A 24988-nucleotide genomic window follows, 5' to 3' on the forward strand; every position below is an offset into this window, starting at 1 on the left:
ATATAGGTAATGAAAAAGAGATTGTAATTTGGTTTCAACCAAACTACAATCTCTTTTTTGTTTCAATTACTTCCACCAAATCCAAGTCCAAAGGTAATTTCGTACATTTCGAGGAGTAATACGAATGAAGCGCTCACCGTCAAAGAAGCAATTTAAATTTGGAAGTGTTTCATCTGGATTTTCTGAAACAAAGGTGACGATGTTTTCGTTACTTGTAACGGTTACTGTAATTGGTGGGTCGGTAGGTGAGACTTGAAGTTGTAACGAAATATTGGCTGTATTTTTAAAGGGATTATTAACAGGTGGACTTATTACTTGTACTGTGAATAACACGATAATTGTTTCGTTTGGTTCCAAATTAGTAGCGACTAGGAAACCGATATTCGGATTCGCTAGTGGAGAGCGTTCACCGTTAATAAAGACAGTGCCGTTTATAAATTGTAAACCTGCTGGAATAGTATCTTGTAATGAAATATTTGAGAGTGAAATTTCAGAAGTATTCGTAATGCGCACCGTGTAATCAAAATATTGATTTAAATAAGCAGAGCTGACGGAAGCATTTTTCGTGACTGTTGTAGTTATAAATTGAACTGGTATACGAACGATATTTGAATTAACAATGAAAGTAATAATTGGATCCTGTGGTGTCAATTGAAAGGCAGCGGTAACTGTTGCAGAATTTATAATTGTACTGTTTGAAGGAATAGAAGTTACGAGGACTTGAAATGTTATAGTTGCTACTGAATCTGCAGGTAAAGAGCCGATATTAATACCAGTGTCTGGACGAACATTTGGAACGGGAGTACCGTTAATTGTTACGCTGTTTTCTATAAATGTTGTACCAGCTGGAATTGTGTCTATAACAGAAGTGCTGATTGTCGGAATTGGGGAGTGATTAAATACCGCTAATGTGAATGTAATGATATCTCCTATAACGACAATAGATTTGTCAGTTGTTTTTTCAATACGAACCATTGGATCAATGACTGTCGTTGTAACGGTATTTGTTTGCTTTGTAATTGTAATAGGTGGTTTTGTTGGATCAATGATAACGGTATAGGAAACAGAAGCATCATTATTAATTGTAGATTGAAGAGTAGAAGAAGATATTGTCACTTGGAACGTAATAATAACAAATTCATTAGGAGCAAGATTTCCTAACGTAATACCATTTTCAGGATTCTCATTAGGCTGATTGATTCCGTTAATCGTAACACTACCAGCAACAAAAGTCGTATCTATTGGTACGGCGTCTATGGCAAGAAGGTCTTCAATCGTTACATTACCGCTATTCGTAATCGTAATTGTATACGTTAAAGTTTGACCAGGTAAGGCGTTTGTTACATCAGCAGACTTAAAAGCAATGACATTATCATTTTGGACAGTAGTTTTGACAGTATTTGTTGTAGTCGTATTTGTAACAGGTACGTTATTTGGGTTGACTATATAGTTAAAAGTAGTAATTGCGTTGTTGTTTAGTTCATTTGGTGTTGGAATAGAAGTCACAGTTACTTGGAATGAAACGATAGCATCTCCACCAATAGTTATAGTACCAATTGGTATGCCGCTTACTGGATTCACTCCTGGAAGAGTTTCTCCGTTTACAATGACGCTATTTTCTATAAACGTAGTACCTTGAGGAATAATATCTTGAATGATTACATCATTTACTGCAACATTACCGGTTTGATTTAGTGTAATCGTATACGTTAACGTATCACCAACCGTTGCAAATGCAAGGTCAACAGCTTTATTACTATTCAAATTCGCATGATTAATTTCTGTTAAAGCAGCTGATGAAATAATAGTTTCGGTAATAGGTGGTCGATTTGGTACCGTGTATTCATATTCAATTGTACTCGTGTTAGAGATTGGATTTGTTTGTGGAATCGAAGTAACCCGTACTTGGAATAGAATGGTTGCTGTCGTATTAGGCGGAATGTTATCAATTTGTATACCGTTAAGTGGATTGTCATTTGGCCGAGCGTTGCCATTCACGATAACACTATTCTCTATAAAGCTCGTATTTGCTGGGATGATATCTGTAACAATAATGTTTTCTACTTGTATATTCCCATTGTTTGTAATGGAAATAGTGTAAGGGATAATAGTTTGTAGGTCAGCATATTGGATAGGTGTTGTTTTTGTCGCAATTACATTAGCAGAAATAACTTCAGTGAAGGTAATATTGCTAGTGGATATTTGTTCTTCCACGTTTATTGTATAACGAGAAGTTGATTGATTTTGAACATGGCCACTAGCAGGAAGAGCTACGACGGTAACAGAAAATGTGACTGGGATAGAAATATTAGGAGCAATCGTTCCTACAAGTATACCTGCACTTGGGTTGGCATTAAGCTGAGGAATGTTATTTACTAAAACGCTACCATCAATAAAGGTTGTTCCATCAGGTATATTGTCTGTAAATACAACAGTAGTGGCATCCGTATTCCCTGTATTCGTTAAAGTTGTTGTATAAGTTAAAATGTCACCAATTGTTACAGAGGTCAAATCAACAGTTTTAAGTGAAATGATATCAGCATCATTAATTTGAACGAAAGTAGTATTGGAAGTAGTAGATTTTTGAATTGGCGCAAAGTCAGGATTGAAAATAAAGTCGTAAACGATGTTTGCAGTATTAGGTGTTGGATTTACAGCAGGTAAATTCGTAACGGAAACTTGGAATGTTATTGTAGCCATTTGACCTGCTACGACATTAGGAATGGAAAAGCCGATATTCGGATCTGCTGCAGGAAGTACAGTATTGTTAACTATTACACTTCCTGGAATAAATACTGTTCCATCCGCTATAGTATCTGTAAAAAAGATGGAGTTAGTTGTAGTCGATCCATTATTTTGAATGAATACTGTATATTCAATGGTTTCATCAATGTTAGCTAATACAGTATTAGCGGATTTTGTAGCAATAAGAATAGCATCAATAAATTGTATATTTGTACTATTGGAAGAGGTTGTTTCTGAAATTGGTGGTCCGCTTGGGTCTGGTCGATACTCATAGTGAATGACGGCGATATTATTAATGTTATTTTGTGGCGGTATAGAGACTACGCTTACTTGGAACGTAACAATAATCGTATTATTTGGAAGAATTATATCAAGATTAATACCGGTAATTGGATTTTCGTTAGGTCTTGGTACGCCATCTACAAGAATGCTATTTGGAACGAATGTGGTGCCAGAAGCAATTGCGTCAAGTAGGAGAGTATTTGTAATAGGTATTGTACCGGCGTTTGTAACTGCGACTGTATATGTGATGATTTGACCGATACGTGTAATGGATCTGTTAGCGGATTTAATTGCACTAACATTTGCCGTTCGCACTTCAGTATTTACTGCATTTGATAACGATCTACGCTGAATAATTGGAGAACTAGGGTCAATTTGGTATTCGTACGAAGTGTCTGAAATATTAATGACTGTATTGCCCTCTGGTATATTTGTAAGTTGTACTTGGAATGAAATAGTGACTGTTTCATTTGGTTGTATCGTGCCGAGAGTTACTCCGTTTTCAGGATTAGCGCCAGGCTGAGTTACATTATTTATTGCTAAGCTATCTTCAATAAATATAGTACCTTCCGGAATGTTATCAATGAACACGGTATTGTTAGCTGGAACGGTTCCTATATTTTGTAGTGTATTTGTGTAGGTAATAATTTGCCCGATTGATACAAAAGTTACATCCGCGCTTTTAACAGAAATAATATTTGCGTTTTGAAGTGATGTTGTAACAATGTTAGAATTTGCAGAGCGATTTACTGGTGGGGCTGTAGGGATACTTACATATTGGTAAGTTGCTGAAGATTGATTTACAATTTCGGTTTCAGTAGGTGGATTATTTGTTTGCACTTGAAATAGTATCGTTTTGGAACTATTTGCTGGAATTGTTCCAATCGGTATTCCGTTTTCAGGATTTAGACCTGGCTGAAGGACACCGTTAATTGTGACACTATCAGGAACGAATGTAGTCCCAGCTGGGATAGAATCTGTGAAAACAATATTTATTGCGTCAACATTACCGATATTTTTCACTTCAGAAATATAAAGTATAGTTCCGCCAATATCTACAGTTGTTGGATTGGATGTTTTTGTAATTGTCAATTGTGCTTGCACGAAATTTGTAATGACGATATTACTAGTAGATGTTTCAGTAATAGGCGGTTGCCCTGGGTCTGGTTGGATTGTATATGTTGTATTGGATTGATTTGTAATCGATTCTCGCGAGAATGAATCGTTAATAAGAATTTGGAACGAAATAAGGTGAGTATCGTTTGCTGCTAAGGTAGGTAAAGTAACACCTACATTTGGATTGGCATCAAGTATAGCTGTTCCATTAAGTGTAAAACTATTTTCTACGAATGTAGTATCTTGGGGAATCGTATCTGAAAATATGAGATTCGCAGCTGGAATATTTCCGGTATTTTCTAGTGTTATTGTGTAAGTCAAAATATCACCTGTTGTTGCTTGAGGTGCATTGACTGCTTTTAAAGAAAGGATAGTCGCATCCGAAATTTGTGTGAAAGCAGGATTAGACGTAATTGTTCGAGAGATGATAGGAGCAGTTGGATCGGCGATAAAAGTATAGTCAATACGGGCTGTATTAGAAATTGGGTTCACGCTTGGAATAGATTGAACGATAACTTGGAATGTTACAGTGACGTTTTCTGACGGTGCGATGGAGTTTAATGGTATTCCTACGTTAGGATTGGCACCTGGAACGGAAACACTATTAATAGTTACGCTATTCGGAATAAATGCAGTTCCTTCTGGGACCAAATCTGTTAAAGTAACTGTATTTGCAGTAGTATTTCCGTTGTTTTGAACGACTACTGTGTAAGTGATTGTACCGTCAGTAGATTGTACGAGAGAATCTGTACTTTTAATTACGGATAACGATGCATCAACAACAGCTGTATTAACCGTATTAGACGAGGATGTTGCTGTAACAGGAGGTTGACTTGGATCGACAATATACGTGTAACTTGTAAGTGCTTGATTTATAATCGCTCCTTGCGGTGGAATAGAACTTGCAAGAAATTGGAACGTAATAGTAGCGGAATCACCTGGTGCGATAATACCAACTGGAATACCGAGAGTTGGACTTGCATCTGGAAGTGAAATCCCGTTGAGCGTAACACTATTTGGAACAAATAATGCTCCTTCAGGAACTCCGTTAATGAGTAATACAGAGTTTGCAGGGAAGTTTCCAGTATTCGTTAATGATGCTGTATACGTAATTACATCCCCGATAGATACAATTGAACGATTTGCTTGTAAAACAGTTGTAACAGTCGCGTTATTAATTTGTGTTGAAGCGCTATTAGAATTTATCGTGCCTGTAACAGGAGGAGAGGCCGGATCAACGATGAATGCGTATTGAATAGATGCTACGTTTGTAATCGGATTTGAAGGTGGAGTAGATGTAACTATGACTTGGAAAGTAACGGTTAAGGAACTACCTGCGCTAACTGTTCCGATATTCACTCCGTTATTTGGATTTGCGCCTGGAATGGTACTTCCATTTACAGCAAAACTATTTTCAACAAAGGTCGTTCCAGTTGGAACTGGGTCTGAGAAATTTACATTCGTAGCGTTTGTATTGCCGTTATTTTGAATCGAAACTGTATAAGTGATCGTATCTCCAATATTTGCAAAGGCTGTATTAGCAGTTTTTACAGCTGAAAGTATGGCTGTATTAATAGAAGTAACGAAGACATTCGTTTCCACATTGCCAGGCTGAGCCAGTAATGCATTGCCTACGTTATATTGGAAGTTAACAAATCCTAAGTTTTGGAGTTCAGGTGTGAACGTTGTTGGATTACTTACGATTTGTACTTGGAATATGATTGTAACAGTTTGATTTGGATTGATTGTATTTATGCCAACACCGTTAATAATCGAAGCGGATGGTAATGGAGTGCCATCAACAATAACTGATCCTGCAACAAATTGTGTCCACGATGGTAAAGGGTCTGAGAATATAGCGTTGTTAGCAGGAATATTGCCTGTGTTCGTAATAGTCGTTGTATACGTAATCGTATCACCAATCGTTGCAAAAGTTTTATCTCCTATTTTAATAGTATTTAAAATAGCACTTTCAATTTTGGTTGTCACGTTGTTAGAAATAATATTTTTTGAAACTGGAGGATTAGCTGGATTAACGATATGTTGAAAGCTAACGCTAGCTTGATTAGTAAGTGGATTTATAGGCGGAATTTCATTTGCGATAATGTGAAATGCTACGATGACAGATTCGTTTGGCGCGATATCACCGATTGGAACGCCTGTAATGATGTCTGCATTTGGGATGCTAGTTCCGTTCAGTGTAAAGCTATTCGGTTCAAAGGAAGTTCCGTCTGGAATAAGATCGGTAAAAATAACATTCGTTGCACTAACATTTCCGCCATTTGTAATTGTAACGGTGTAGGTAATATCCTGCCCGATATCTACCGTTGATACATTTGAATTTTTTTGTGCAGTAAGGATAGCGCTATTAATTTGTGTTGTCGTTGTATTAGATTGATTGGAAGTTGTAATAGGTGGCTGGCTAGGGTCAACGACATAATGATATGTGGTAGAAGCAGAATTAGAAATAGAAATAGGATTAAGTGTTGGAAGTGTAATAACAGTTGCTTGGAATGTAACGATTGCCGTATTACCACCATTAATGGAACCAATATTTACACCAGTTGATAAATCGGCGTTTGGAATGGTTTGCCCATTAGCTGTGAAACTATTTGGAACGAAACTTAAATTGCTATCAAGAATATCGATAATAGTTACATCAGTTGCGGTCACATTCCCGGTATTAGGAAGGTTAAGTGTAAATGTTATTGTATTACCAATGTCCGCAAAAGTAAGATTTGCTGTTTTTGTGGTAATAATAGTTGCGTTGTTTATTTGAAGAAGTGTAGTGTTGGAAGTAGCTGCACTCGATGCCGGCGGATTACTTGGATTAACAGTAAACTCATACGTGGTTGATGCTGTATTTGGTGCAGGGTTACTAGGAGGAATGCTGTTCACTGTAACTTGAAAGACGATACTATATATTTCATTTGGTGGAAGTGTTGCAAGTAATACACCTGTATTTGGATTCGCGTTAGGTTGTAAAACACCATCGACAGTTAATGTGTTAGGAACAAATGTGAGTCCACTTGGTAATGCATCTGTGAATACAATATTAGTTGCATCGGTATTGCCTATATTGGTAATAGAAGTAGTATAAAAAGCAGTTTGCCCGATATCTGCAAAGGATACACTTTCATTTTTGGTCATAGATAATATGGCTTCTTTAATCTGTGTTGAAACAGGATTACTAATTGAAGTTTCTGAGTCAGGTGGTGAGACTAATTGATACGATGTTGATGAGAAATTTACAATTGGGTTTTCGGTTGGTAATGATGTAACAGTAACTTGGAACGAAACTGTTACTGTAGTCCCGGCTGTTATTATCCCAATATTCACACCGTTCGATGGATCCGCCTCACTTTGAGGAACTCCATTAATAGAAAATGTGTTTGCAATAAATGTAGTTCCACTTGGCACGGTATCTGTGAATATAACATTTTGTGCAGATGAGTTTCCATTGTTTGTTAAAGCGACAGTATAAGTGAGTGTGTCTCCAATACGACTAAAGGATTTATCGACTTGTTTTAATGAAAGAATGGTAGCTGTATTAATCGTAGTAAACACTGTGTTTGAAGTAACGTTTCTTGAAACAATAGGTGCATTGGGATCAGCAATAAATGTGTAAGAAGCAGTAGCGGAATTGGCAATAGGATTTTGAACAGGGGTAGAAGTAGCGGTAACTTGAAATGCTATAGATATTGAGCTGTTAGGAGCAATTGATCCAATCGTTATGCCTGTATTAGGATTCAATCCAATTTGTGTGAGTCCATTTATTGTAACGCTATCAGTAATAAATGTTGTACCATTTGGTATAAGATCCGTGAAAGTAATATTCGTTGCATTTGTATTACCGTTATTCGTTAAAATTGTCGTATAGGTTATGGTATCGCCTAGTGTTACAAGGGTTTGATCGACCGATTTTACCATCGTTATCATAGCATTTAATACAGGGTTTGTAGCAATATTCGTTGAAGTAGAGGTAGTAGCAGGAGCGCTGTTTGGATTAACAGTATAAGAATATAAAATTGTGTCATTACCCATAATTGAACTGGAAGGGGGAACAGAAATAACATTTACTTGGAAAGTAACAGTTACTGTTTCACCAGGAGCGATATTTGGTATGTTTACTCCAAGTGCTGGTTGCGCACTAGACTGCTGAACGCCATTTATTGTGACTGAATTTGGTATAAAGGTAGTGCTAGCTGGAATAGCGCTTGTGAAAGTAATATTCGTTGCGGCTGTATTTCCGGTATTTGTAATAGTAGTTGTATACGTAATCGTATCTCCAACTGAAACGATAGATTTATCAGCACTTTTTTGGGTTGTTAAAATTGCGCTATTGATAGTTGTCGAAACTGCATTAGATACATTTGTTTGTGATACGGCAGGTTGGCTAGGATCGACCACATGTGCAAATTGTACAGAGCTAGAATTAGAAATTGGATTTATACTTGGAATGTTTGTAACAAGTACGTTAAGAGTAATCACGGCCGTTCCATTTGGGTTTATATTTCCAATCTGAATTCCGTTAGCTGGATTTCCGATTTGCTGTGTACCAGAATCGTTTGTAAGAGTGCCAGATATGAATGTCGTTCCATCAGGTAAAGTATCCGTAAAAATTATATTTTGTGAAGTGACATTTCCAGGGTTACTTAATGTAATTGTATAAGAAATTGTATCGCCAATTGTTGCGAAAGTTTTATTTACAGATTTGATTGCCACAATTTCCCCAGAATTTATTTGTGTCGAAACTGGATTGGACGTCGTACTTCTTGAAACGAGTGGTAAGTTTGGACCTGTCATAAATTGATAATTAATGGAAGCGCTGTTTACAACCGGTGAGTTTGGTCCGCCTGGTCCAATTGTGAAAATTGGATTTGGAATGCTAACTACTTGCACACGGAAGGTAACGTTTATAAAATCTCCAGCAATAATATCCCCAATCGGTATCCCATTCGCTGGATTTACTCGAGGCAATAAAACTCCGCCTACTCGAACGCTATCTTCTATAAATACTGTGTTATTTGGAATCGGATCTGTAAAAATGATATTCGTAGCAGTTGCGTTTCCTATATTATCCAATAAAACAGTATACGTTAAAAATGAATTTCCAGGTGCTACGTCAGAAAATAGTCGATCTACACTTTTCGTTGCTTGAATAATCGCTTCGTTAATTTGAACTAAAGTTGGATTACTTGTAGCTGTTTCTGTCACCGGCGGCTGGGTAGGATCAATAATGATCGAGTATGTTGTGCTAGATTGGTTCAAAGTTGGGTTTGTAGCTGGTATTGAGCCAACGATAGCTTGAAAGCTAATTGTTGTCGTTCCTCCAACTGGAATTGAGTCTAAAGAGATTCCGCTATCTGGTCTAAATCCAAGTTGTGGGATTGTATTAATTTGTACGCTATCAGGAACGAATGAAAGTTCAGGTGGTAATATATCGATAAAAACAGGTGTGTTTGCTGAAGTATTTCCGCTATTGGTGAGGATAGTTGTATACGTAATTGTATCTCCAACAGCAGCAAAAGCACTGCTTGCAGTTTTTGTTGCGATAACGGAAGCAGTATTTACTTGTGTAAAAGTTTTATTAGATTGAACTGTTCGTGAAACTGGCGGTTCATTTATATCTACAATAAAGCTATATTGAAGCGATGATTTGTTCGGGATTGGATTAGGGTTTGGAAGTGTTGTAATGTTTACTTGAAAACTGAGTGTAGCAGATGCATTTGAATTCAAGTTACCAATATTGATACCGTTTTGTGGATTTGCATTAGTAATAGTTGTTCCATTTACCGTAAAACTATTTGGAATAAACGTTGTACCATTTGGAATTACATCTGTAAAAATAACATTGTTTGCGGTAGTATTACCGGAATTAGTAATGGTAGAAGTGAAAGTAAGTGTATCTCCAATAGTAGCGAATGTTGAATTGACAGTTTTATTTATAGAAAGAGTAGCATCAATAATTGGAGTAACCGTTGTATTCGTAATTGTACTATTAACAGCAGGTGATTGGTTGGGATTCACGGTATATTCATAATTTACAAGAGCATTATTTGTTAATGTGCCACTAGGTGGTATCGCTAAAATTTGTGCTTGAAAAGTAATGAATACAGTATCTCCTGGCGAAATATCTGCCAAGTGAATACCAAGTGATGGATCTAATCCTGGTTGTGGGACATTATTGATCGTTACGGAGTTTTGGATAAATGAAGCTCCTGCACCAAGCCCATCCGTTAAAACAGTCGCACTAGCAGGAGTATTACCTGTATTTGCTACTGCAATCGTATAGGTAACGATATCACCAATTGCAGCTGTCGGTGTATTCACAGACTTCGTAGCGACAATAGTAGCGTTATTAATTTGAGTTGTTATTACGTTACTTAACGTATTAGCGGATGCTGGAGGTAAGTTAGGATCTACGACGTACTGGTACGTTGTATTGCTTTGGTTCGGGATTGGATTTGGATTCGGGATGGAATTTACTTGCACTTGGAACGAAATTATCGTATTTGCATTCGGGTTTATTGGATCAATTGCTATTCCACTCGCTGGATTTACATTAGGTAGTATATTCCCATTTACTGTTACACTATTTGGAATAAAAGACGTCCCGCTTGGGATAGCATCTGTAAATACTATATTTGATGCAAGTGTGTTCCCGTTATTCGTTAAAGTAGTCGTGTACGTAATAATATCATTTACGTTAGCAAACTGTTTATCTACCGATTTCGTAGCGGCAATTGAGGCGTTATTAATAGTTGTCTGTACAGTGTTAGAAGCAACCATCTGCATTACAGCTGGTTTGGATGGATCATACGTATATTGGAATGTTGTGCCTGATTGATTTGTAATTGGATTTACAGCAGGGATAGTTGGTACAAAAACTTGGAATGCAACGGTGCGTGATGAATTCGCTCCTATCGTACCAATTGAAATGCCGGTAGCAGGATTTGCGTTAGCTACAGGGACATTATTAATCGTTACAGTATTAGGAATGAAGAGGGTACCCGCTGGAATGATATCTGTAAATGTTACATTAGCAGCAGGGATATTCCCGTTATTTGTTAAAATAGTCGCATATAGTATGACATCACCAATATCAGCGAAGTTTGTACTCGTTAGTTTTGTAGCAACGATATTAGCAGTATTAATTTGTGTAGTTACTATATTGCTAGCGGCGTTTCTAACAAGAGCAGGTAAGTTTGGATCAGTGATAAAGCTATATTGAAGTGAAGCGCTGTTTTGAATTGGGTTTGGTGAAGGTAGCCCATTTGCACTTATTTGAAACACAATCGTTGTAAAACCACCTGAAGGAATGGAGCCGACTTGAAGACCGGTACTAGGGTCTGCACCTTGTTGTAAAGTACCACCTATAAAAATACTATTTGGTACGATAGTGGAGCCATTAGGAATTATATCGGTAACAATAACATTATTTGCTATAGTATTTCCAAGATTAGCTAAAGAAATTGTATATGTGATTGGTTGCCCGACATCGGCGATAGTTAAATCTACTTCTTTGACAATCACTACATTTGCTAAATTAATTTGTGTACTTACAGTGTTACTTACAGATGTTTCTATAGTTGGTGGATCGCCCGGATTTAGAATAAAACTATACTGTGTACTAGATGAATTTAATGTTGGGTTTTGTGTTGGTAAAGAGGTGATGGTTACTTGATAAGAGACGGTAAGTGAGCCGTTAGCAGCAATGGAAGGTAGCGGAACACCTATATTTGGATCTGCGTTATTTTGGAGTACACCATTAATAAGAAAAGTATTTGGAATAAAGGTAGTACCGTCTGGATTCGTATCTACGAAAGTAGGACTATCAGCAGAAACACTTCCTGCATTCGTCAAAGTAACAGTATAAGTTAATGTATCCCCTACGGTAGCGAACGCTCGATTCACTGTTTTGGCTGAAATGACATTTGCATCGTTTACTTGAGTAAATGTAGTGGTTGAAGTAGTGTTTTTACTTACAGGTGAAGCGTTTGGATCAACGATAAAGTTGTAGGAGATAGAAGCACTATTCGAAATAGGATTTGGATTTGGAATGCTAGTTATTACTACTTGGAATGAAGCTGTAATTGTAGTATTAGCATTGATGCTACCAATATTGATGCTAGTTGGTGTAACGCCTGGTTGAGTAACACCGTTAACTATAACGCTATTTGGTACAAAGGCGGTTCCATTCGCAATTGAATCGGATAGTAATACATTGTTCGCTGCAACATTCCCATCGTTAGTAAGAGCAAAGGTGTAAGTTAATACATCGCTAACTTCCGCAAACGTTTTATCTACAGATTTATTAACGTGGAGATTTGCTAGTCTAATTGTTGATGTAACAGAATTAGAATTTGCTGTTTTTGAAGTCGGTGGCAAACTTGGATTTACAGTGTAAATATAAGAGGCGAAAGCATTATTAATAATAGGGTTTTGGGCAGTAATGTTAATGACTGTTACTTGAAAGGATAAGGTAAAAGTAGCTCCACCAGGAATTGTGCCGATAGGTAATGCAACGAGAGAATCTACATTTTGCAAAACTCCGTTTAGTGTTACAGTACCAGGATTTAATATCGTTCCATTTGGAAGTGGATCTGTTAGTTGTACGTTATTAGCGGCTGTATTTCCGCTGTTTGTAATAAGGATTGTATAACTTATCGTTTCGCCAATTGTGGCAAATTGTTTGTTAGTTGATTTTGTTAATGTTACATTCGCATTGTTAATTTGAGTGGAAACGAGATTAGAAGAAATGTTTTTTGTAACGGGTGATTGGCTAGGGTTGACGGTATATTGATAAGAAGCACTTGATCCGTTAGATACGACATTTGACGCGGGTATTGTATTTACTACTACTTGAAATGCAACATTTTTTGTTGTGCCGCTTGGGATGGATCCAATATTCACGCCGTTAGCGGGATTTGCGCCCACTTGTGTCGTGCCATCTATTGTTAAACTGTTTAGAACGAAAGTTGTTCCAGTAGGGATGACATCTGTAAAAATAACATTGTTCGCATTTGTATTACCGGTAGCTGTAAAGGAAACGGTGTACGTTAGTGTATCACCAATATCTGCAAAATTTTTATCTACTGCTTTCGTCATTGTTACAGTAGCATTATTCACTTGAGTGGAGACAATATTTGTCTTATCAGTCCCACTTACTGCTGGTTGATTTGGTACAGGAATGTATTGATATGTTGTTGTTCCACTATTTAATATTGGGTTTGTTTGAGGGATAGAAGGAACGAGTACTTGGAATGAAATAGTAGTAGTGGAATTTGCGGCAATTGACCCAATTGATATACCATTAGCGGGATTTGCGCCAGCTTGAGTAACTCCGTTCACAGTTACACTCCCTGGAATGAAAGTAGTCCCGCTAGGAATCGGATCCGTATATATCACATTCGTTGCAGCGATATTTCCTATATTAGCTAAGGCAATACTGTAAGTTAATGTTTCACCAATATCGGTAAAAAGTTTGTTAACTGATTTTGTTCCATTAATATCTGCGAGGTTAATTTGTGTTCCAGCAGAGTTGCTTGTTGCAAGACCATTAAAAGTTGTTCCTCCGGCGATTGGTGTATATTGAAATGTAATATTAGCAGTGTTAGAGATAGGATTTTGACTTGGAAGAGAAACGACAGTAGCTTGGAAAGTTACTGTACGAGAAGCACCATTATTAATTGTTCCAAGAGATATACCAGCCGCAGGATTTGCATTTGTTTGTGGTACGTTATCTACTGTTACAGTGCCGGGTATAAAAGAAGTACCGCTAGGGAGACTATCTATAAAAATAGCGTTATTGGCAGGAAGAAGCCCGGTGTTAGGGATAGTAACTGTATAAGTGAGAATATCTCCAATTGCAGCAACACTTTTATTCACGCTTTTCGTCGCTTGTATATTTGGTGAGTTTATATTAATTTGTAAGCCTACTGTATTTAACATATATGCGTCTCCGTTAGTAGTTAAACGGATTGCGGCGGATACTTGTGAGTTTGTTAAATAAGGAGAAATATCAATGGAAGTAATGTCCCAGCCCTGTCTTCCTGCGGAGATGTTTGTACTTGTAGAAGCACTTTGATTTCGCGTTCCGAATGTCCCTGTTGTATCTAAGTTTCCTGCAGCATTATTAACTTGAGAACCGAAGAAATTATTTATAGCATTGTTTGGTCCAGATAAAGCATTTAATGAACTGAAATTTGGTCCAAATAAAGCTTGATCCCCGGTTAAATCTGCATCTCCTTCGGTAGAACTTAAAAATAATCTCCCGCTTACTGGTCCTCCTGAAGGTGTTAAAAATCCAGAAACAGATACATCGGCACTACCAGTTTCTGCAGAAACACGGTTACCAGCTACATAAATGGTTAAGTTTCTTGCAGGTAAGGAACCATTTTGATAAGCGACAATGAGCGTCCATCCAGAAGAATTGATAGCCCCATTAGAAGCATCTAAAGGATCAACAAGTCCAGGGACAGAGCCGGTTGTATAAGAGCCAGATCCAGCAGCTTGAACGAGGGATGTTACATCTGCAGATCGTGTATAGAATCCAAATGTGACAGATCCAGAAACGAAAGTTTGATTTGAAGCTGTAATAGCCGAAGGGGTAATTGAGTATGTTGACACAGGTGTTGTGAAAGAAACAGGATTCCCTAAAATACTCGTAATGTTTTGATCACGAGATAAATAGTTTCCACCCCAAACGAGTTCTGCGTAAAGAATAGTACTACCAGCAGGGATATTTAAAATAGCGGTAGAACTATTTTGTGTATAGTTTAACGTTGTACCTGCAGGAAAAGTAGGTACTTGTAAAGCAGTATTCGTAGTTACGAATGCACCAATTGCACCGATTGTACCAGCACGGTTTTGATTACTAATTTTACTTAATCCTAAAGTATTACCTGTAATAGCGAGTGCGCCGTTAGTGGTGGTAGAAAATCGATTCGTAATGGGCATGTTGTCACCTCATTTCCAATATAGTCTTGGTCAAAATAGGATATGTGTGTGATAAATAAATGGAAACATGTACAAGTTGATTTGATAATAATGATTTAAATGTCTAGATAAGGGGATGGAGTATGATTGAATTGGAAATTAGAGTGGAGCGTCTTAGGGAAGCAAAAACAGGGAATATTGTATCATTATCTTCTTATATTGGGTGGGATTATAACAGAGAAGAAATTGAGACTATTTTTAACGCAGGGAATGTATACGGTGTTTGGAATGAGAGAGAGGAACTAATTGCTAGCGCGGCAATAATATTATATGGGGAGAAATTAGCGTCTATCGGAATGGTGATTGTACATCCAGATTATAAGGGGAGAGGGATTGGAAAGATAATAACGGAAGCGTGCGTTAAAAGCGTATCAGCTCATACCCCAATTATGCTTATTGCTACGGATGAAGGGAAACCTTTATATGAAAAGTTAGGATTTAGGGCAGTAAGTTATGTTTCTAAATACATATGTAACTCATACAATGCGAAAGATTATTGTGTAAGAAATGAAGATTATGTGATGAATTATGAAGAGGGTGATTTAGAAAAAATAATAAAAATAGATGAATATGCGTTTGGAACAAATAGAAAAGAGTTTTTAAAGAAAAGAATTATGCAAAGTGAACAGTGTATCGTTGTAAGGGACAAGGAACAAAATGTATTAGGTTACGGTTTAAGCATACAAACACCAGAAAATAAGATAATAGGGCCGGTTGTTGCTAAAAATGATGAGATGGCAATGAGAATTGTACATGATTTAGCAAGAGGGCATAATGGAAAATTAAGAATGGATGTACCAGAAGGAAAGAACGATTTCATGAAAGAATTAGAGGTTGCTGGTTTTAAAAAAGTGAATACACCACCAATTATGATGAAAAATAGTAATCGGTTATTAAAAAGAAATAGTGAACTATATAGTATTGCATCGCAAATTTTTGGATAAAAAAGAATCCTTTTAAATGAAGGATTCTTTTTTGAGCCAATTTAATCACGATATTGGTCATGAGTTGGCTGAAAGAGGTCTTCCTCGATATCTCGCACCATAGAAAAATGATCAACGTTATAATGACCGTGTAAAGTTTTATTGTGATGACCAATAATTTGTTCTGCAGACAATACGTTAGAATCAGTTGTTGAATGACCGTTTTTAATTAATGTAACGTCAAATCCTTGTACAGTTGCTGTCCTAACGGCAGTGTCAATGCAATGTTCTGTTTTACATCCGCCTATAACAATATGATTAATGTTTTCTTCTTTTAAAAGTTCAAGTAAAGAAGTACCGTAGAATGAATTGGTTGCTGCTTTATTAATAAAGATTGCAGACTGGGGTACTTGAATTTGATTATGTACTTCAAATCCTTCGCCACTACCAGAAGCAACATCGATATCTCTTACGAAAACAATAAGAGCATTTGAATCTATTGCTTTCTGGAGGGCTATATTTAGTGTAGATAATAGCTCGGTTTTACGAAAAACTTCATTTTCTTGCTCATTTCCATCAATTAATTCTTGCTGAGCGTCGATAATTAATAGTGCTTGTTTCATCGTGTCTCCCCTTTAATATGAAATAAGTTCCACTGTACATATTCCTTCAGATTATTAGAAAATCCTCCATTGTAAGAGAAGTAGAAGATTGATTTACAAAGTTGTCAAAGAAATTTCATTCTCATAGCGTGTAAAAACATGTATGATAGGAGATGGAGAATTTTTGAGTAGGTGGGAATAACATGCAAACAGTAGAAGATTATCTTTCATTCTTACATACGAAAGGATTTAAATTATCAGAGGAAGCACAAGGGTTTATTATGTTTGGACAAGGATATACTGGTGCGTCTGATGGGATTGTGAACGCAGCAATAGAAGCGACAATTAAACATCAATTGCAGTTTGATGGTAGTTATTTCGTTGCGTTATTAGAACGATTGAAAGAGGAAGAAATTACAGATAAAAAAAGCGCTAAGGCTTTTATGCGGAAGTTACAAGCGTAACTTCACGCAGCCTGCGCTTCTTTTTTTGTTTTGGAAGGTAATTCAACAAAAATCATGCCTAGAAAAATACATAGACATCCGATAATAGCAGAAATAGAAAGTTGTTCATTTGCAACGAGAACGCCTGTTAATGCAGCAAAAACGGGCTCCATTGCGAAAATAATTGCTACTCTCGTTGGAGAAGTGTGTTTTTGTGCCGATGTTTGAATGAAAAAAGCAATAGATGTTGCAAACAGGGCAGTTAGAAAGAGTGCGAATAAAAAGGATTGATTCGTCCATAGTGATACTGAAAATAACTTTTCCCAATCTTCAAACAAGAAAGCGCAAATAGAAGAAAATATACCAACAGCTAATACTTGAGATGTGCTTAATAATAAAGGTGATATTTTTTTAGAAAAGAAGCCGTTAATAAGAATATGGGCAGCGAAAGCGACTGCACAACCGAGAACAAGTATATCTCCTATATTTAATTGGAAAGAATCAGCAGCTGTTAATAAGTACAAACCTGTTGTAGCTACAGCAATACCAAGTACGATGAAAATGGTGGCTTTTTGTTTTAAAAAGATAAAGGATAAGATTGGGACCATAACAATGCTTAGCCCAGTTAAGAAACCTGCTTTTGAAGAAGTTGTATAGAGTAAGCCAAATGTTTGTAATAAATAGCCGACAAATAAGAAGAACCCAACTATTAATCCAGCTAAACTACTATGTTTTAATTCTTGTTTTGAAGTTTTCTGTGAGAAAATAATTTGAACGAATAATAAAATAATTCCAGCGAATAAAAAACGAATACCATTAAACGTAAATGGACCAACGAAAGACATAGCGTTTTGAACGACAACAAACGTAGCTCCCCAAATAAAAGAGACAAATAATAAAGCAAGAGGAGCAATCCACTCTTTTTTCACACTCATACCCCCGTTAATTTTGTAAGATAGCTTTTCTAGCTAATTCATCAGCTACTTTATTTTGACTACTTGGAATCCACTTAATAAAAAACAGATCGAAGTTTTTTATGTACTGTAGTGCTTCATCTAAAAGAGGTGCAAATATTTTATTTTTTGCGTATTCCTTTTCAAGAGCTCGCTCAACAAGCTGCGAATCTGTACGAAAAGAGACAGTGCTATAATTATGCTCAATGCAATATTTTAATGCTAGAAGTAAAGCGCGGTACTCTGCTTCATGATTGGACATTGTTCCAAGTGGTACTGATAATTGTACAGGCGGCTGAACGCCTTTAATAAACACTCCTGCACCAGAAGGACCAGGATTTCCTTTTGATGCACCATCAATATATACTTCAATCAAAATGAGAAACCTCCAAATTATAAGATTATCCCCTACTTAAATATTTTTTTGAAGTAGGGGATAGAGTAGTTATCCGATTGTGATGCTGTAACGACATGTAAATGTTTCATTCGCTTGTAAAGATTGAATTCCCTTTTTGTCCTTGAAATCTTTTGCTGGATTTACTTCATCAGCGATTCCATACCAAGGTTCAATACATAAGAAAGGTGCGTTATCCCCTGGTGTCCATACGCCGACAAATGGAAATTCATCAAATTCTACTTTTACAAATTTATTATGTTTATGAGAACGAATCGAAATTTCATTTGTATTCATATGTTCAAAAATAAGTGCATCATTTTTGAATAAATCGTATGTAAGTGGCAATTCAGTCGTATTTTCAGCGATTAATTGCTTTTTGTTTGAAAGATAAGGTCCTTCTAATACGCTTGTTTCTAAGCGTTCCGAACCATTAAACGATAAGTGATAATCTGTAAATGATTCACCGTCCAATAAAGGGAAGTTGAATCCAGGATGTGCGCCGATTGAGAAGAACATTTCTTTAGAAGTAGGATTGTTTACTTCATATGTTACATGAACACTTTGTCCATCTAGCTCATAAGAAACGAGTAATTCGAATTCGTATGGGTATTTTTTTAATGTTTCTTCATTACTAGTAACGATATAAGTGATCTTTGTTTCGCTTTGTTCTTTCACAGAGAAAGTAAGATCACGAGCGAAACCGTGTTGTGTTAATGAATATGGTTTACCGTCTACGTAGTATGTATTATCTACTAATCGACCAACAATTGGGAACAAAATTGGTGCACGGCGTCCCCAATAAGTAGAATCACCTTGCCATAAATATTCTATGTTGTCTTCTTTTAAGCGAACGCTCTGTAATTCTGCACCTTTGTCAGAAATGGAAACGATCACTTTTTCATTTTGAATTGTTGCTGTCATGAAGTGAAACCTCCTAAATTTTTCATATGTTTCATTATACGTTGTCTAAAAGGAAAAAGGTAGTTTATGATAGGAAATCTATTGACGAAAGAGGGGCTACCACGTAAAATATAATCTTGTTGCTTAAAAAACGAATAACGTGGTTCGAAACCATCCCACGTAAAAAAACTAAGGAGATTTTGTCATGAATATTAGAACATTAGTCGGTAATGGTATTTTAGCGGCATTATATATTGCTGTTTCTATGCTTATTCAGCCATTTGGCTTTACGAATGTACAGTTTCGTATTTCAGAGATGTTTAATCATCTCGTTGTATTTAACAAGAAAGCAATTTACGGAATTGTATTAGGTGTATTTTTAACGAATCTCTTTTTCTCACCTATGATCGCTTATGATTTAGTATTTGGAGTAGGGCAATCTATTCTTGCATTAGTTGCAACGATTATTTCTATGCGATTTATTAAAGGTGTTTGGGCTCGTATGATTTTTAATACAGTTATCTTTACGATTACAATGTTTATGATTGCAATTGAACTTCATCTTGCATTTGACCTACCATTTATGTGGACTTGGTTAACATGTGCAGCAGGTGAATTCGTAGTAATGGCGATCGGTATGCCTGTAATGTACTGGATTAATAAGCGAGTACAATTTGAAAGATTTATGTAATAGATGAAAGAGCTATTCCTTATATAGGATGGCTCTTTTTGTATGTGATTATATTGAATATAATACTGTGACTCTTGATAAAATATAATAAAATAAAGTGAGGCTTCAATTAGCCGGATAAATAAGAAGTCTTACATAAGGGGAATGTAGTATGAAATATAAAATTCATTGGTTGTATAAAACGAAGCGCGGATTGCAGACGGAATTAACGACAGAGTATATGAACATAGAAGAAGTACTTCAATTTGCAGAGGATTTTGAGAAAACAGGAAGAGTAAAAGAAATTTCATTTTATGATGAAATGGACGCAGAATGGTCATTAAAAGAGATGAAAAAGTTAAGTAAGCAAGTAGAGGAAGATCCCCAAGAAATACTCGTTTATTTTGATGGGGGATATGATGTGCAAACGAAAGAAGCTGGCGTTGGTATATGTGTGTATTATAAAAAAGGAAATACAAACTACCGGATTCGCCGCAATGCATATATAGAAGGTATATATGATAATAATGAAGCGGAATATGCATCGTTACTATACGGTATGAATATACTCGAGGAATTAGGGGTTAAGTATGAAGCAGTCACACTTCACGGTGATTCTCAAGTTGTACTGCAGCAATTAGCCGGAGAATGGCCTTGTTATGATGAGCATTTAAACCATTATTTAGATCAAATTGAACAAAAGGCGAAGCAAATGAAATTAAAACTTATATGTGAACCAATATCTAGAAAACAAAATAAAGAAGCACATCAATTAGCTACGCAAGCATTGGAAGGAACAGTTATTGATAGTCATAAAGAAATAACTGAATAGAGAGGTGCAAAGGTGGATAAAAAGCAACTCATTACAGAGGTAAATGACTTATTAGAAACGTATTGTGAAGGATGTTTCTTGCGAGAACATAATCGAAAGACAAATAGTAAATATTATGCCCATTCATTTTGTATACGGCAATGTACAGTTGGAGAAACATTGAAAAAGTATGGAGAACAGTTGTCATGAAAAAACATCCAGAGAAAATTCTCTGGATGTTTTTTAGTGTCTTGCTTCGTTTAGTTGATGCTCACATTTATTTAATTTCTTTTCCTCATTCATTAAAAATGGCTCATCTAAATCAGTTGCAACTGATTTCATAATTTCAAGCTGAGAGCGAGCTGCTTCTACAGCAGTAGTAGCATGCTCTAATGTATCTGGATCCATTGAAATTGTTGCTGATCCTACCATTTTTTGTGCTGTTTCTACACGGAATTTCACTTCTTCAAAATCATTTACTTCTGATCCCATTAATAATTCCTCCTTTGTATAGTGCGCATTTCACATAGTTTTTGCTCTGTAAAACGGAAATATACAAAGGAATAACAAAGGAGGTTACCAAGTAAGGCAACCTCCTGTTATATGTTGGATTAAAGTTTTACTACGTTAGCAGCTTGAGGTCCGCGGTTACCTTCAGTAATGTCGAAAGATACTTCTTGACCTTCTTCTAAAGCTTTGTAGCCGTCTCCTTGAATAGCAGAGAAATGTACGAATACATCGTCAGCGCCTTCCATTTCGATAAATCCAAAACCTTTTTCGTTGTTAAACCATTTTACTTTTCCTTGCATGTTACAATTCCTCCTAAAAGCGTTTACTATTTTCATTTAGTGAAATTCATTTTAAAAAATAATATAAACTAAAAATGCTATATTCTTGAATATTCTGCTAAATGATTAATTTAAATATACACGAATTGGGAGAATTTAGTCAAGTAAGCGATTTTATTTTTTTGTATTTTTAAATAATTTTCCAGTCAAATTTTTAAATAGGTATAGGACAGGCCTTGTACGTAATATTCTTAATTGAATGCTATACATAATGAGGTGAAAGAATGAATAAGTCTTACTTATTAGATAATGAAGGAATGAGAACGAGAACCGACATACCGGATTGGGTTGCAAAAGAATTTGAGATTTTTTCAAATGTTGTGTTAGAACCAACTTTTCCATGTTATTTCGGTTTAACAGCTTTGAAAAAGAATGAACTTCGTTATTCATTTCTTTCTCATAATGATTGGAGTCATTTGCCGCATACAATGTTATCTTTTTTAGACTTAATGAAAGAGAGACCGATTGTAAGAAGGGGCTTTTTCCTTTTTGTAGAACCGGAATGTGAAGAACGATCACTCGAATATTACCGTGATTCTTTTTGGAAAGTGTTACAGTATTTACATGAAAACGATAATCAAGCATGGCCAAAGCAAATTCCTGAAGACCCAGACCATTATTTATGGGAATTTTCATTTGGTGGTGAGCCAATATTCGCATTTGGAAATGCGCCAGCTTATAAACAACGAAAAACTAGACATTTAGGGAATTCTCTCGTTATTGGGTTTCAGCCACGCACTATTTTTGATGGATTAGAGGGAGATCGTCCTAAAGGAGCATATTCAAGACAAATGGTCCGTGAGCGAGTTGAAAAGTGGGATCAATTGCCGAAACATCCTAACATTAGTCATTATGGTGACCCAGAGCATCGTGAATGGAAACAATATTTCATAGGAGACGATGTAGAGCCAATAAAAGGGAAATGTCCTTTTCTTCATAGGATAGAAAAGTAAGAGCCATCATCTAGATGGCTCTTTTGTATATTTTGGATAAAAAAGGGTATTTTATTATGAAAGCTAGTCTATTTTTTAAAATTACATCATTAACTAGTAGTAAAGAGAGTAGAAAGGATAGAGCGATGATTGGAGCAATTATACAGCAAATTGTATTAGGTATATCATTAGCTGCGCCAGTAGGGCCGATTAATATTGAAATGTTAAAACGAGGAATTGAACGTGGTTTTTGGCACGCTTGGGTTGTTGGAATTGGTGGAATGACTGCAGATGTTTTATTTATGCTTCTCATTTATTTCGGTTTATCTTCTGTGTTTATGTATACATATGTACAAGCCTTCATGTATTGCACGGGTTTTTTCTTGTTATTTTATTTAGGATTTCAAAGTGTAAAACAAGGAATTTTCGAATCGAATATGGAATATAAAAAAGAAGAGGTAGGTGGCCTTAAGCAATCGTTTATGGCAGGATTTTTAATTGCGATATCCAATCCATTAAATCTTGTTTTTTGGTTTGGTATATACGGAAGTACACTTAGCTCATTACTTACGAAGGTAACGAAACAAGAAGCTTTTTTGTACAGTCTTTGCATTATTGTTGGTATTATTTTATGGAATTTAAATATTGCTTTTTCTGTACATTTTGGAAGAACTTTATTAAAACCAAAAGCGCTTGGCTACATAACAGCCGGAGCAGGTATTATTTTAGTAGGTTACTCTATACATTTTGCATACAAAGCTTTACAGTTGTTCACATAAGATTGAAGGGGAGATTTTTATGTATCGAACCACTATTGACGGAAAAGAAATTATAATTACGTTAGCGCCAAAAATCCGAAAAGAAATTACTGATAGAAATCCACTATATGAAGCGGTATTTCATAATGCTGCAAGATTGTTACAAACAAAGCAACCGACGTTTGCAGTAAATCATGAAATATTTGGGCTCATTATTGGAGAAGTGCAAAGAGGAGAAGTAACAGTGTTTGCAGTGGAACATATTATTCCGAAGCAAAATATATTTGGATCAAACAATTTTTTCTCGGCAATAGAACAGCAGGCAAATTTGTAAAGTGAATAGAATAAGAATAGAAAAGAAATAGTCGTAACGATATGTTGCGGCTGTTTTTTTGGAAAAGGGGGAAACAAGATGAAGAAAGTGGGGAAAGAGTTCTTTTTACAACATGATATTGTTATTATGTATAGCATTCTATTTATTTTCATTATTATTTTAAAAATGCAATTTTTTACGTGGTTTGGCATGTTAGCATGTATGTTTGGGATTGTTTTCTATACACTTAATGAATATATGACACATCGTTTTTTATTCCATATAAAGCCACCTAAAAACACATTTCTATTAAAAATGTTAAGAAGATTGCATTATGATCACCACGTATATCCAGATGATTTAAAACTTTTGTTTTTACCTGTATGGTTTAGTATACCTAGTTTTACTATATATTTACTTATAGCATATGGTATTACAAAAAGTGTTACTATTGCACTTTCATTTGGAATCGGAATGATTATTATGCTGCTCGTTTACGAATGGAAACATTATATTGCTCATAGACCGATTCGTCCCGTCACTAAGTTTGGAAGATGGCTAAAAAAACAACATATATTACATCATTATAAAAACGAAAAGTTTTGGTTTGGTGTTTCAAATCCAGTATTCGATTTTATATTTGGAACACTTAAAGACGGAAAAGATGTTGAGTTAAGCGAAACGGCTCGTAATTTAGAAAAGGAAAAAAAGACAAAAGTAGTGCGTTAAGCACTGCTTTTGTCTTAATGAGGATAAATAAGTAAGGTGTCACTTTATTTTGAAAAAGTATATTAAAAATTTAGGGGAAATTGCCGAAAAATGTCTATCAAAAAATCTTTGCATGAATGCATGGATTGTCTAAAATGAATATAAGTTTCTGAATATTTATAAAATTTAGTCTTTAGGTATGCAAGGGGTAAGTGTATTTTAAGTAAGAGAGGGGATCGGTTAATGAAACGAGACGATACGTCAGCACGTAAGTTGCAAAATGAGGTGAATTATACAGAGGTCGTTCAGTCGGAAGAATTTCAATTGTTATTAAATACGAAAAAGAAGTTTATCATTCCAATGAGTATTTTCTTTTTTAGTTTTTTTATCGCATTACCTATTCTAACATCGTATTCAAAGGTGCTTAATACACCTGCATTTGGAGACGTTACATGGGCGTGGGTATTTGCTTTTTCCCAATTTATTATGACATGGGCACTATGTATGATTTATAGCAAAAAAGCAGAATCATTTGATGAAATCTCCCGAAAAATTTTGCAAGATATGCAAAAAGGGAGGGGCTGAA

The 24988-nt window shown here is 35.9% G+C and carries 17 protein-coding genes and 1 riboswitch; of the genes, 10 read left to right on the top strand and 7 right to left on the bottom strand.

Features of this window, described 5'->3' with window-relative positions:
* Positions 1-66 precede the first annotated feature (66 nt).
* The gene (locus BHV55_RS08370; protein WP_070757123.1) at positions 67-15105 is read right to left on the bottom strand and encodes a DUF11 domain-containing protein; all 15039 of its coding nucleotides are present in this window, start codon (positions 15103-15105) and stop codon (positions 67-69) included.
* Between the two features lie 122 nt (positions 15106-15227).
* Between BHV55_RS08370 and BHV55_RS08375 the strand changes: the two genes are divergently transcribed.
* Entirely contained in the window at positions 15228-16088 is an 861-nt protein-coding gene (locus BHV55_RS08375; RefSeq protein ID WP_070757122.1) for a GNAT family N-acetyltransferase, read from the top strand.
* 41 nt (positions 16089-16129) lie between these two features.
* On the opposite strand, the gene BHV55_RS08380 is transcribed toward BHV55_RS08375, so the two are convergent.
* Positions 16130-16690, bottom strand: coding sequence for a cysteine hydrolase family protein (locus BHV55_RS08380; protein ID WP_000806320.1), 561 nt, complete (start codon positions 16688-16690; stop codon positions 16130-16132).
* Between the two features lie 182 nt (positions 16691-16872).
* Between BHV55_RS08380 and BHV55_RS08385 the strand changes: the two genes are divergently transcribed.
* A complete protein-coding gene (locus BHV55_RS08385; RefSeq protein ID WP_001195212.1) occupies positions 16873-17133 on the top strand; it encodes a DUF6123 family protein in 261 nt (86 codons plus the stop codon).
* A gap of 2 nt (positions 17134-17135) precedes the next feature.
* Here BHV55_RS08385 and BHV55_RS08390 read toward each other — a convergent pair whose 3' ends face one another.
* The 3 genes from BHV55_RS08390 to BHV55_RS08400 all read right to left on the bottom strand — a co-directional run bounded on the left by BHV55_RS08390 (position 17136) and on the right by BHV55_RS08400 (position 19383).
* Positions 17136-18041 carry a DMT family transporter gene (locus BHV55_RS08390; RefSeq protein WP_000712602.1) on the bottom strand — a complete coding sequence of 302 codons (906 nt, stop codon included), beginning with the start codon at positions 18039-18041 and terminating at the stop codon, positions 17136-17138.
* Between the two features lie 13 nt (positions 18042-18054).
* Entirely contained in the window at positions 18055-18441 is a 387-nt protein-coding gene (locus BHV55_RS08395; protein WP_000573878.1) for a reverse transcriptase-like protein, read from the bottom strand.
* Positions 18442-18510: 69 nt separating this feature from the next.
* The gene (locus tag BHV55_RS08400) at positions 18511-19383 is read right to left on the bottom strand and encodes an aldose 1-epimerase family protein (RefSeq protein ID WP_000127395.1); all 873 of its coding nucleotides are present in this window, start codon (positions 19381-19383) and stop codon (positions 18511-18513) included.
* 133 nt (positions 19384-19516) lie between these two features.
* Positions 19517-19561, top strand: a riboswitch (PreQ1 riboswitch).
* Between the two features lie 6 nt (positions 19562-19567).
* Between BHV55_RS08400 and BHV55_RS08405 the strand changes: the two genes are divergently transcribed.
* The 3 genes from BHV55_RS08405 (at position 19568) to BHV55_RS08415 (ending at position 21053) form a co-directional block, all read left to right on the top strand.
* Positions 19568-20053: a QueT transporter family protein gene (locus BHV55_RS08405; protein WP_001026471.1), complete on the top strand. Its 486-nt coding sequence runs from the start codon at positions 19568-19570 to the stop codon at positions 20051-20053.
* Positions 20054-20204: 151 nt separating this feature from the next.
* Entirely contained in the window at positions 20205-20864 is a 660-nt protein-coding gene (locus BHV55_RS08410) for a ribonuclease H family protein (protein ID WP_000875555.1), read from the top strand.
* Positions 20865-20876: 12 nt separating this feature from the next.
* Entirely contained in the window at positions 20877-21053 is a 177-nt protein-coding gene (locus BHV55_RS08415) for a zinc-finger domain-containing protein (protein ID WP_000358801.1), read from the top strand.
* A 33-nt stretch (positions 21054-21086) separates the two neighbouring features.
* Here BHV55_RS08415 and BHV55_RS08420 read toward each other — a convergent pair whose 3' ends face one another.
* Positions 21087-21335, bottom strand: a complete 249-nt coding sequence (locus BHV55_RS08420) for a DUF2564 family protein (RefSeq protein ID WP_000534392.1) — start codon at positions 21333-21335, stop codon at positions 21087-21089.
* A 119-nt stretch (positions 21336-21454) separates the two neighbouring features.
* Positions 21455-21652: a cold shock-like protein CspB gene (cspB, locus tag BHV55_RS08425; RefSeq protein WP_001161731.1), complete on the bottom strand. Its 198-nt coding sequence runs from the start codon at positions 21650-21652 to the stop codon at positions 21455-21457.
* Positions 21653-21915: 263 nt separating this feature from the next.
* On the opposite strand from cspB, the gene BHV55_RS08430 reads away from it, so the two are divergent.
* The 5 genes from BHV55_RS08430 (at position 21916) to BHV55_RS08450 (ending at position 24987) form a co-directional block, all read left to right on the top strand.
* On the top strand, positions 21916-22644 hold the full coding sequence (locus tag BHV55_RS08430) for a YqcI/YcgG family protein (protein ID WP_001043762.1): 729 nt from the start codon (positions 21916-21918) through the stop codon (positions 22642-22644).
* A 14-nt stretch (positions 22645-22658) separates the two neighbouring features.
* Complete coding sequence (locus tag BHV55_RS08435; RefSeq protein ID WP_001196839.1) at positions 22659-23402, top strand: LysE family transporter; 744 nt, start codon at positions 22659-22661, stop codon at positions 23400-23402.
* 19 nt (positions 23403-23421) lie between these two features.
* Positions 23422-23715 (top strand): hypothetical protein, encoded by a 294-nt coding sequence (locus tag BHV55_RS08440; RefSeq protein WP_000286362.1) that lies wholly within the window; start codon positions 23422-23424, stop codon positions 23713-23715.
* 78 nt (positions 23716-23793) lie between these two features.
* Positions 23794-24423: a sterol desaturase family protein gene (locus BHV55_RS08445; RefSeq protein WP_000755396.1), complete on the top strand. Its 630-nt coding sequence runs from the start codon at positions 23794-23796 to the stop codon at positions 24421-24423.
* 222 nt (positions 24424-24645) lie between these two features.
* Positions 24646-24987, top strand: a complete 342-nt coding sequence (locus BHV55_RS08450) for a DUF485 domain-containing protein (protein ID WP_000817366.1) — start codon at positions 24646-24648, stop codon at positions 24985-24987.
* Position 24988: the final 1 nt, after the last annotated feature.

It is taken from the genome of Bacillus sp. RZ2MS9 (assembly GCF_001816185.2).
GTDB lineage: Bacteria > Bacillota > Bacilli > Bacillales > Bacillaceae_G > Bacillus_A > Bacillus_A cereus.

Coding starts and splice junctions, on each gene's coding strand:
- BHV55_RS08370 (WP_070757123.1), bottom strand. CDS start 15,105: ATGCCCATTACGAATCGATTTTCTACCACCACTAACGGCGCACTCGCT.
- BHV55_RS08375 (WP_070757122.1), top strand. CDS start 15,228: ATGATTGAATTGGAAATTAGAGTGGAGCGTCTTAGGGAAGCAAAAACA.
- BHV55_RS08380 (WP_000806320.1), bottom strand. CDS start 16,690: ATGAAACAAGCACTATTAATTATCGACGCTCAGCAAGAATTAATTGAT.
- BHV55_RS08385 (WP_001195212.1), top strand. CDS start 16,873: ATGCAAACAGTAGAAGATTATCTTTCATTCTTACATACGAAAGGATTT.
- BHV55_RS08400 (WP_000127395.1), bottom strand. CDS start 19,383: ATGACAGCAACAATTCAAAATGAAAAAGTGATCGTTTCCATTTCTGAC.
- BHV55_RS08405 (WP_001026471.1), top strand. CDS start 19,568: ATGAATATTAGAACATTAGTCGGTAATGGTATTTTAGCGGCATTATAT.
- BHV55_RS08410 (WP_000875555.1), top strand. CDS start 20,205: ATGAAATATAAAATTCATTGGTTGTATAAAACGAAGCGCGGATTGCAG.
- BHV55_RS08420 (WP_000534392.1), bottom strand. CDS start 21,335: ATGGGATCAGAAGTAAATGATTTTGAAGAAGTGAAATTCCGTGTAGAA.
- cspB (WP_001161731.1), bottom strand. CDS start 21,652: ATGCAAGGAAAAGTAAAATGGTTTAACAACGAAAAAGGTTTTGGATTT.
- BHV55_RS08430 (WP_001043762.1), top strand. CDS start 21,916: ATGAATAAGTCTTACTTATTAGATAATGAAGGAATGAGAACGAGAACC.
- BHV55_RS08435 (WP_001196839.1), top strand. CDS start 22,659: ATGGCTCTTTTGTATATTTTGGATAAAAAAGGGTATTTTATTATGAAA.
- BHV55_RS08440 (WP_000286362.1), top strand. CDS start 23,422: ATGTATCGAACCACTATTGACGGAAAAGAAATTATAATTACGTTAGCG.
- BHV55_RS08445 (WP_000755396.1), top strand. CDS start 23,794: ATGAAGAAAGTGGGGAAAGAGTTCTTTTTACAACATGATATTGTTATT.
- BHV55_RS08450 (WP_000817366.1), top strand. CDS start 24,646: ATGAAACGAGACGATACGTCAGCACGTAAGTTGCAAAATGAGGTGAAT.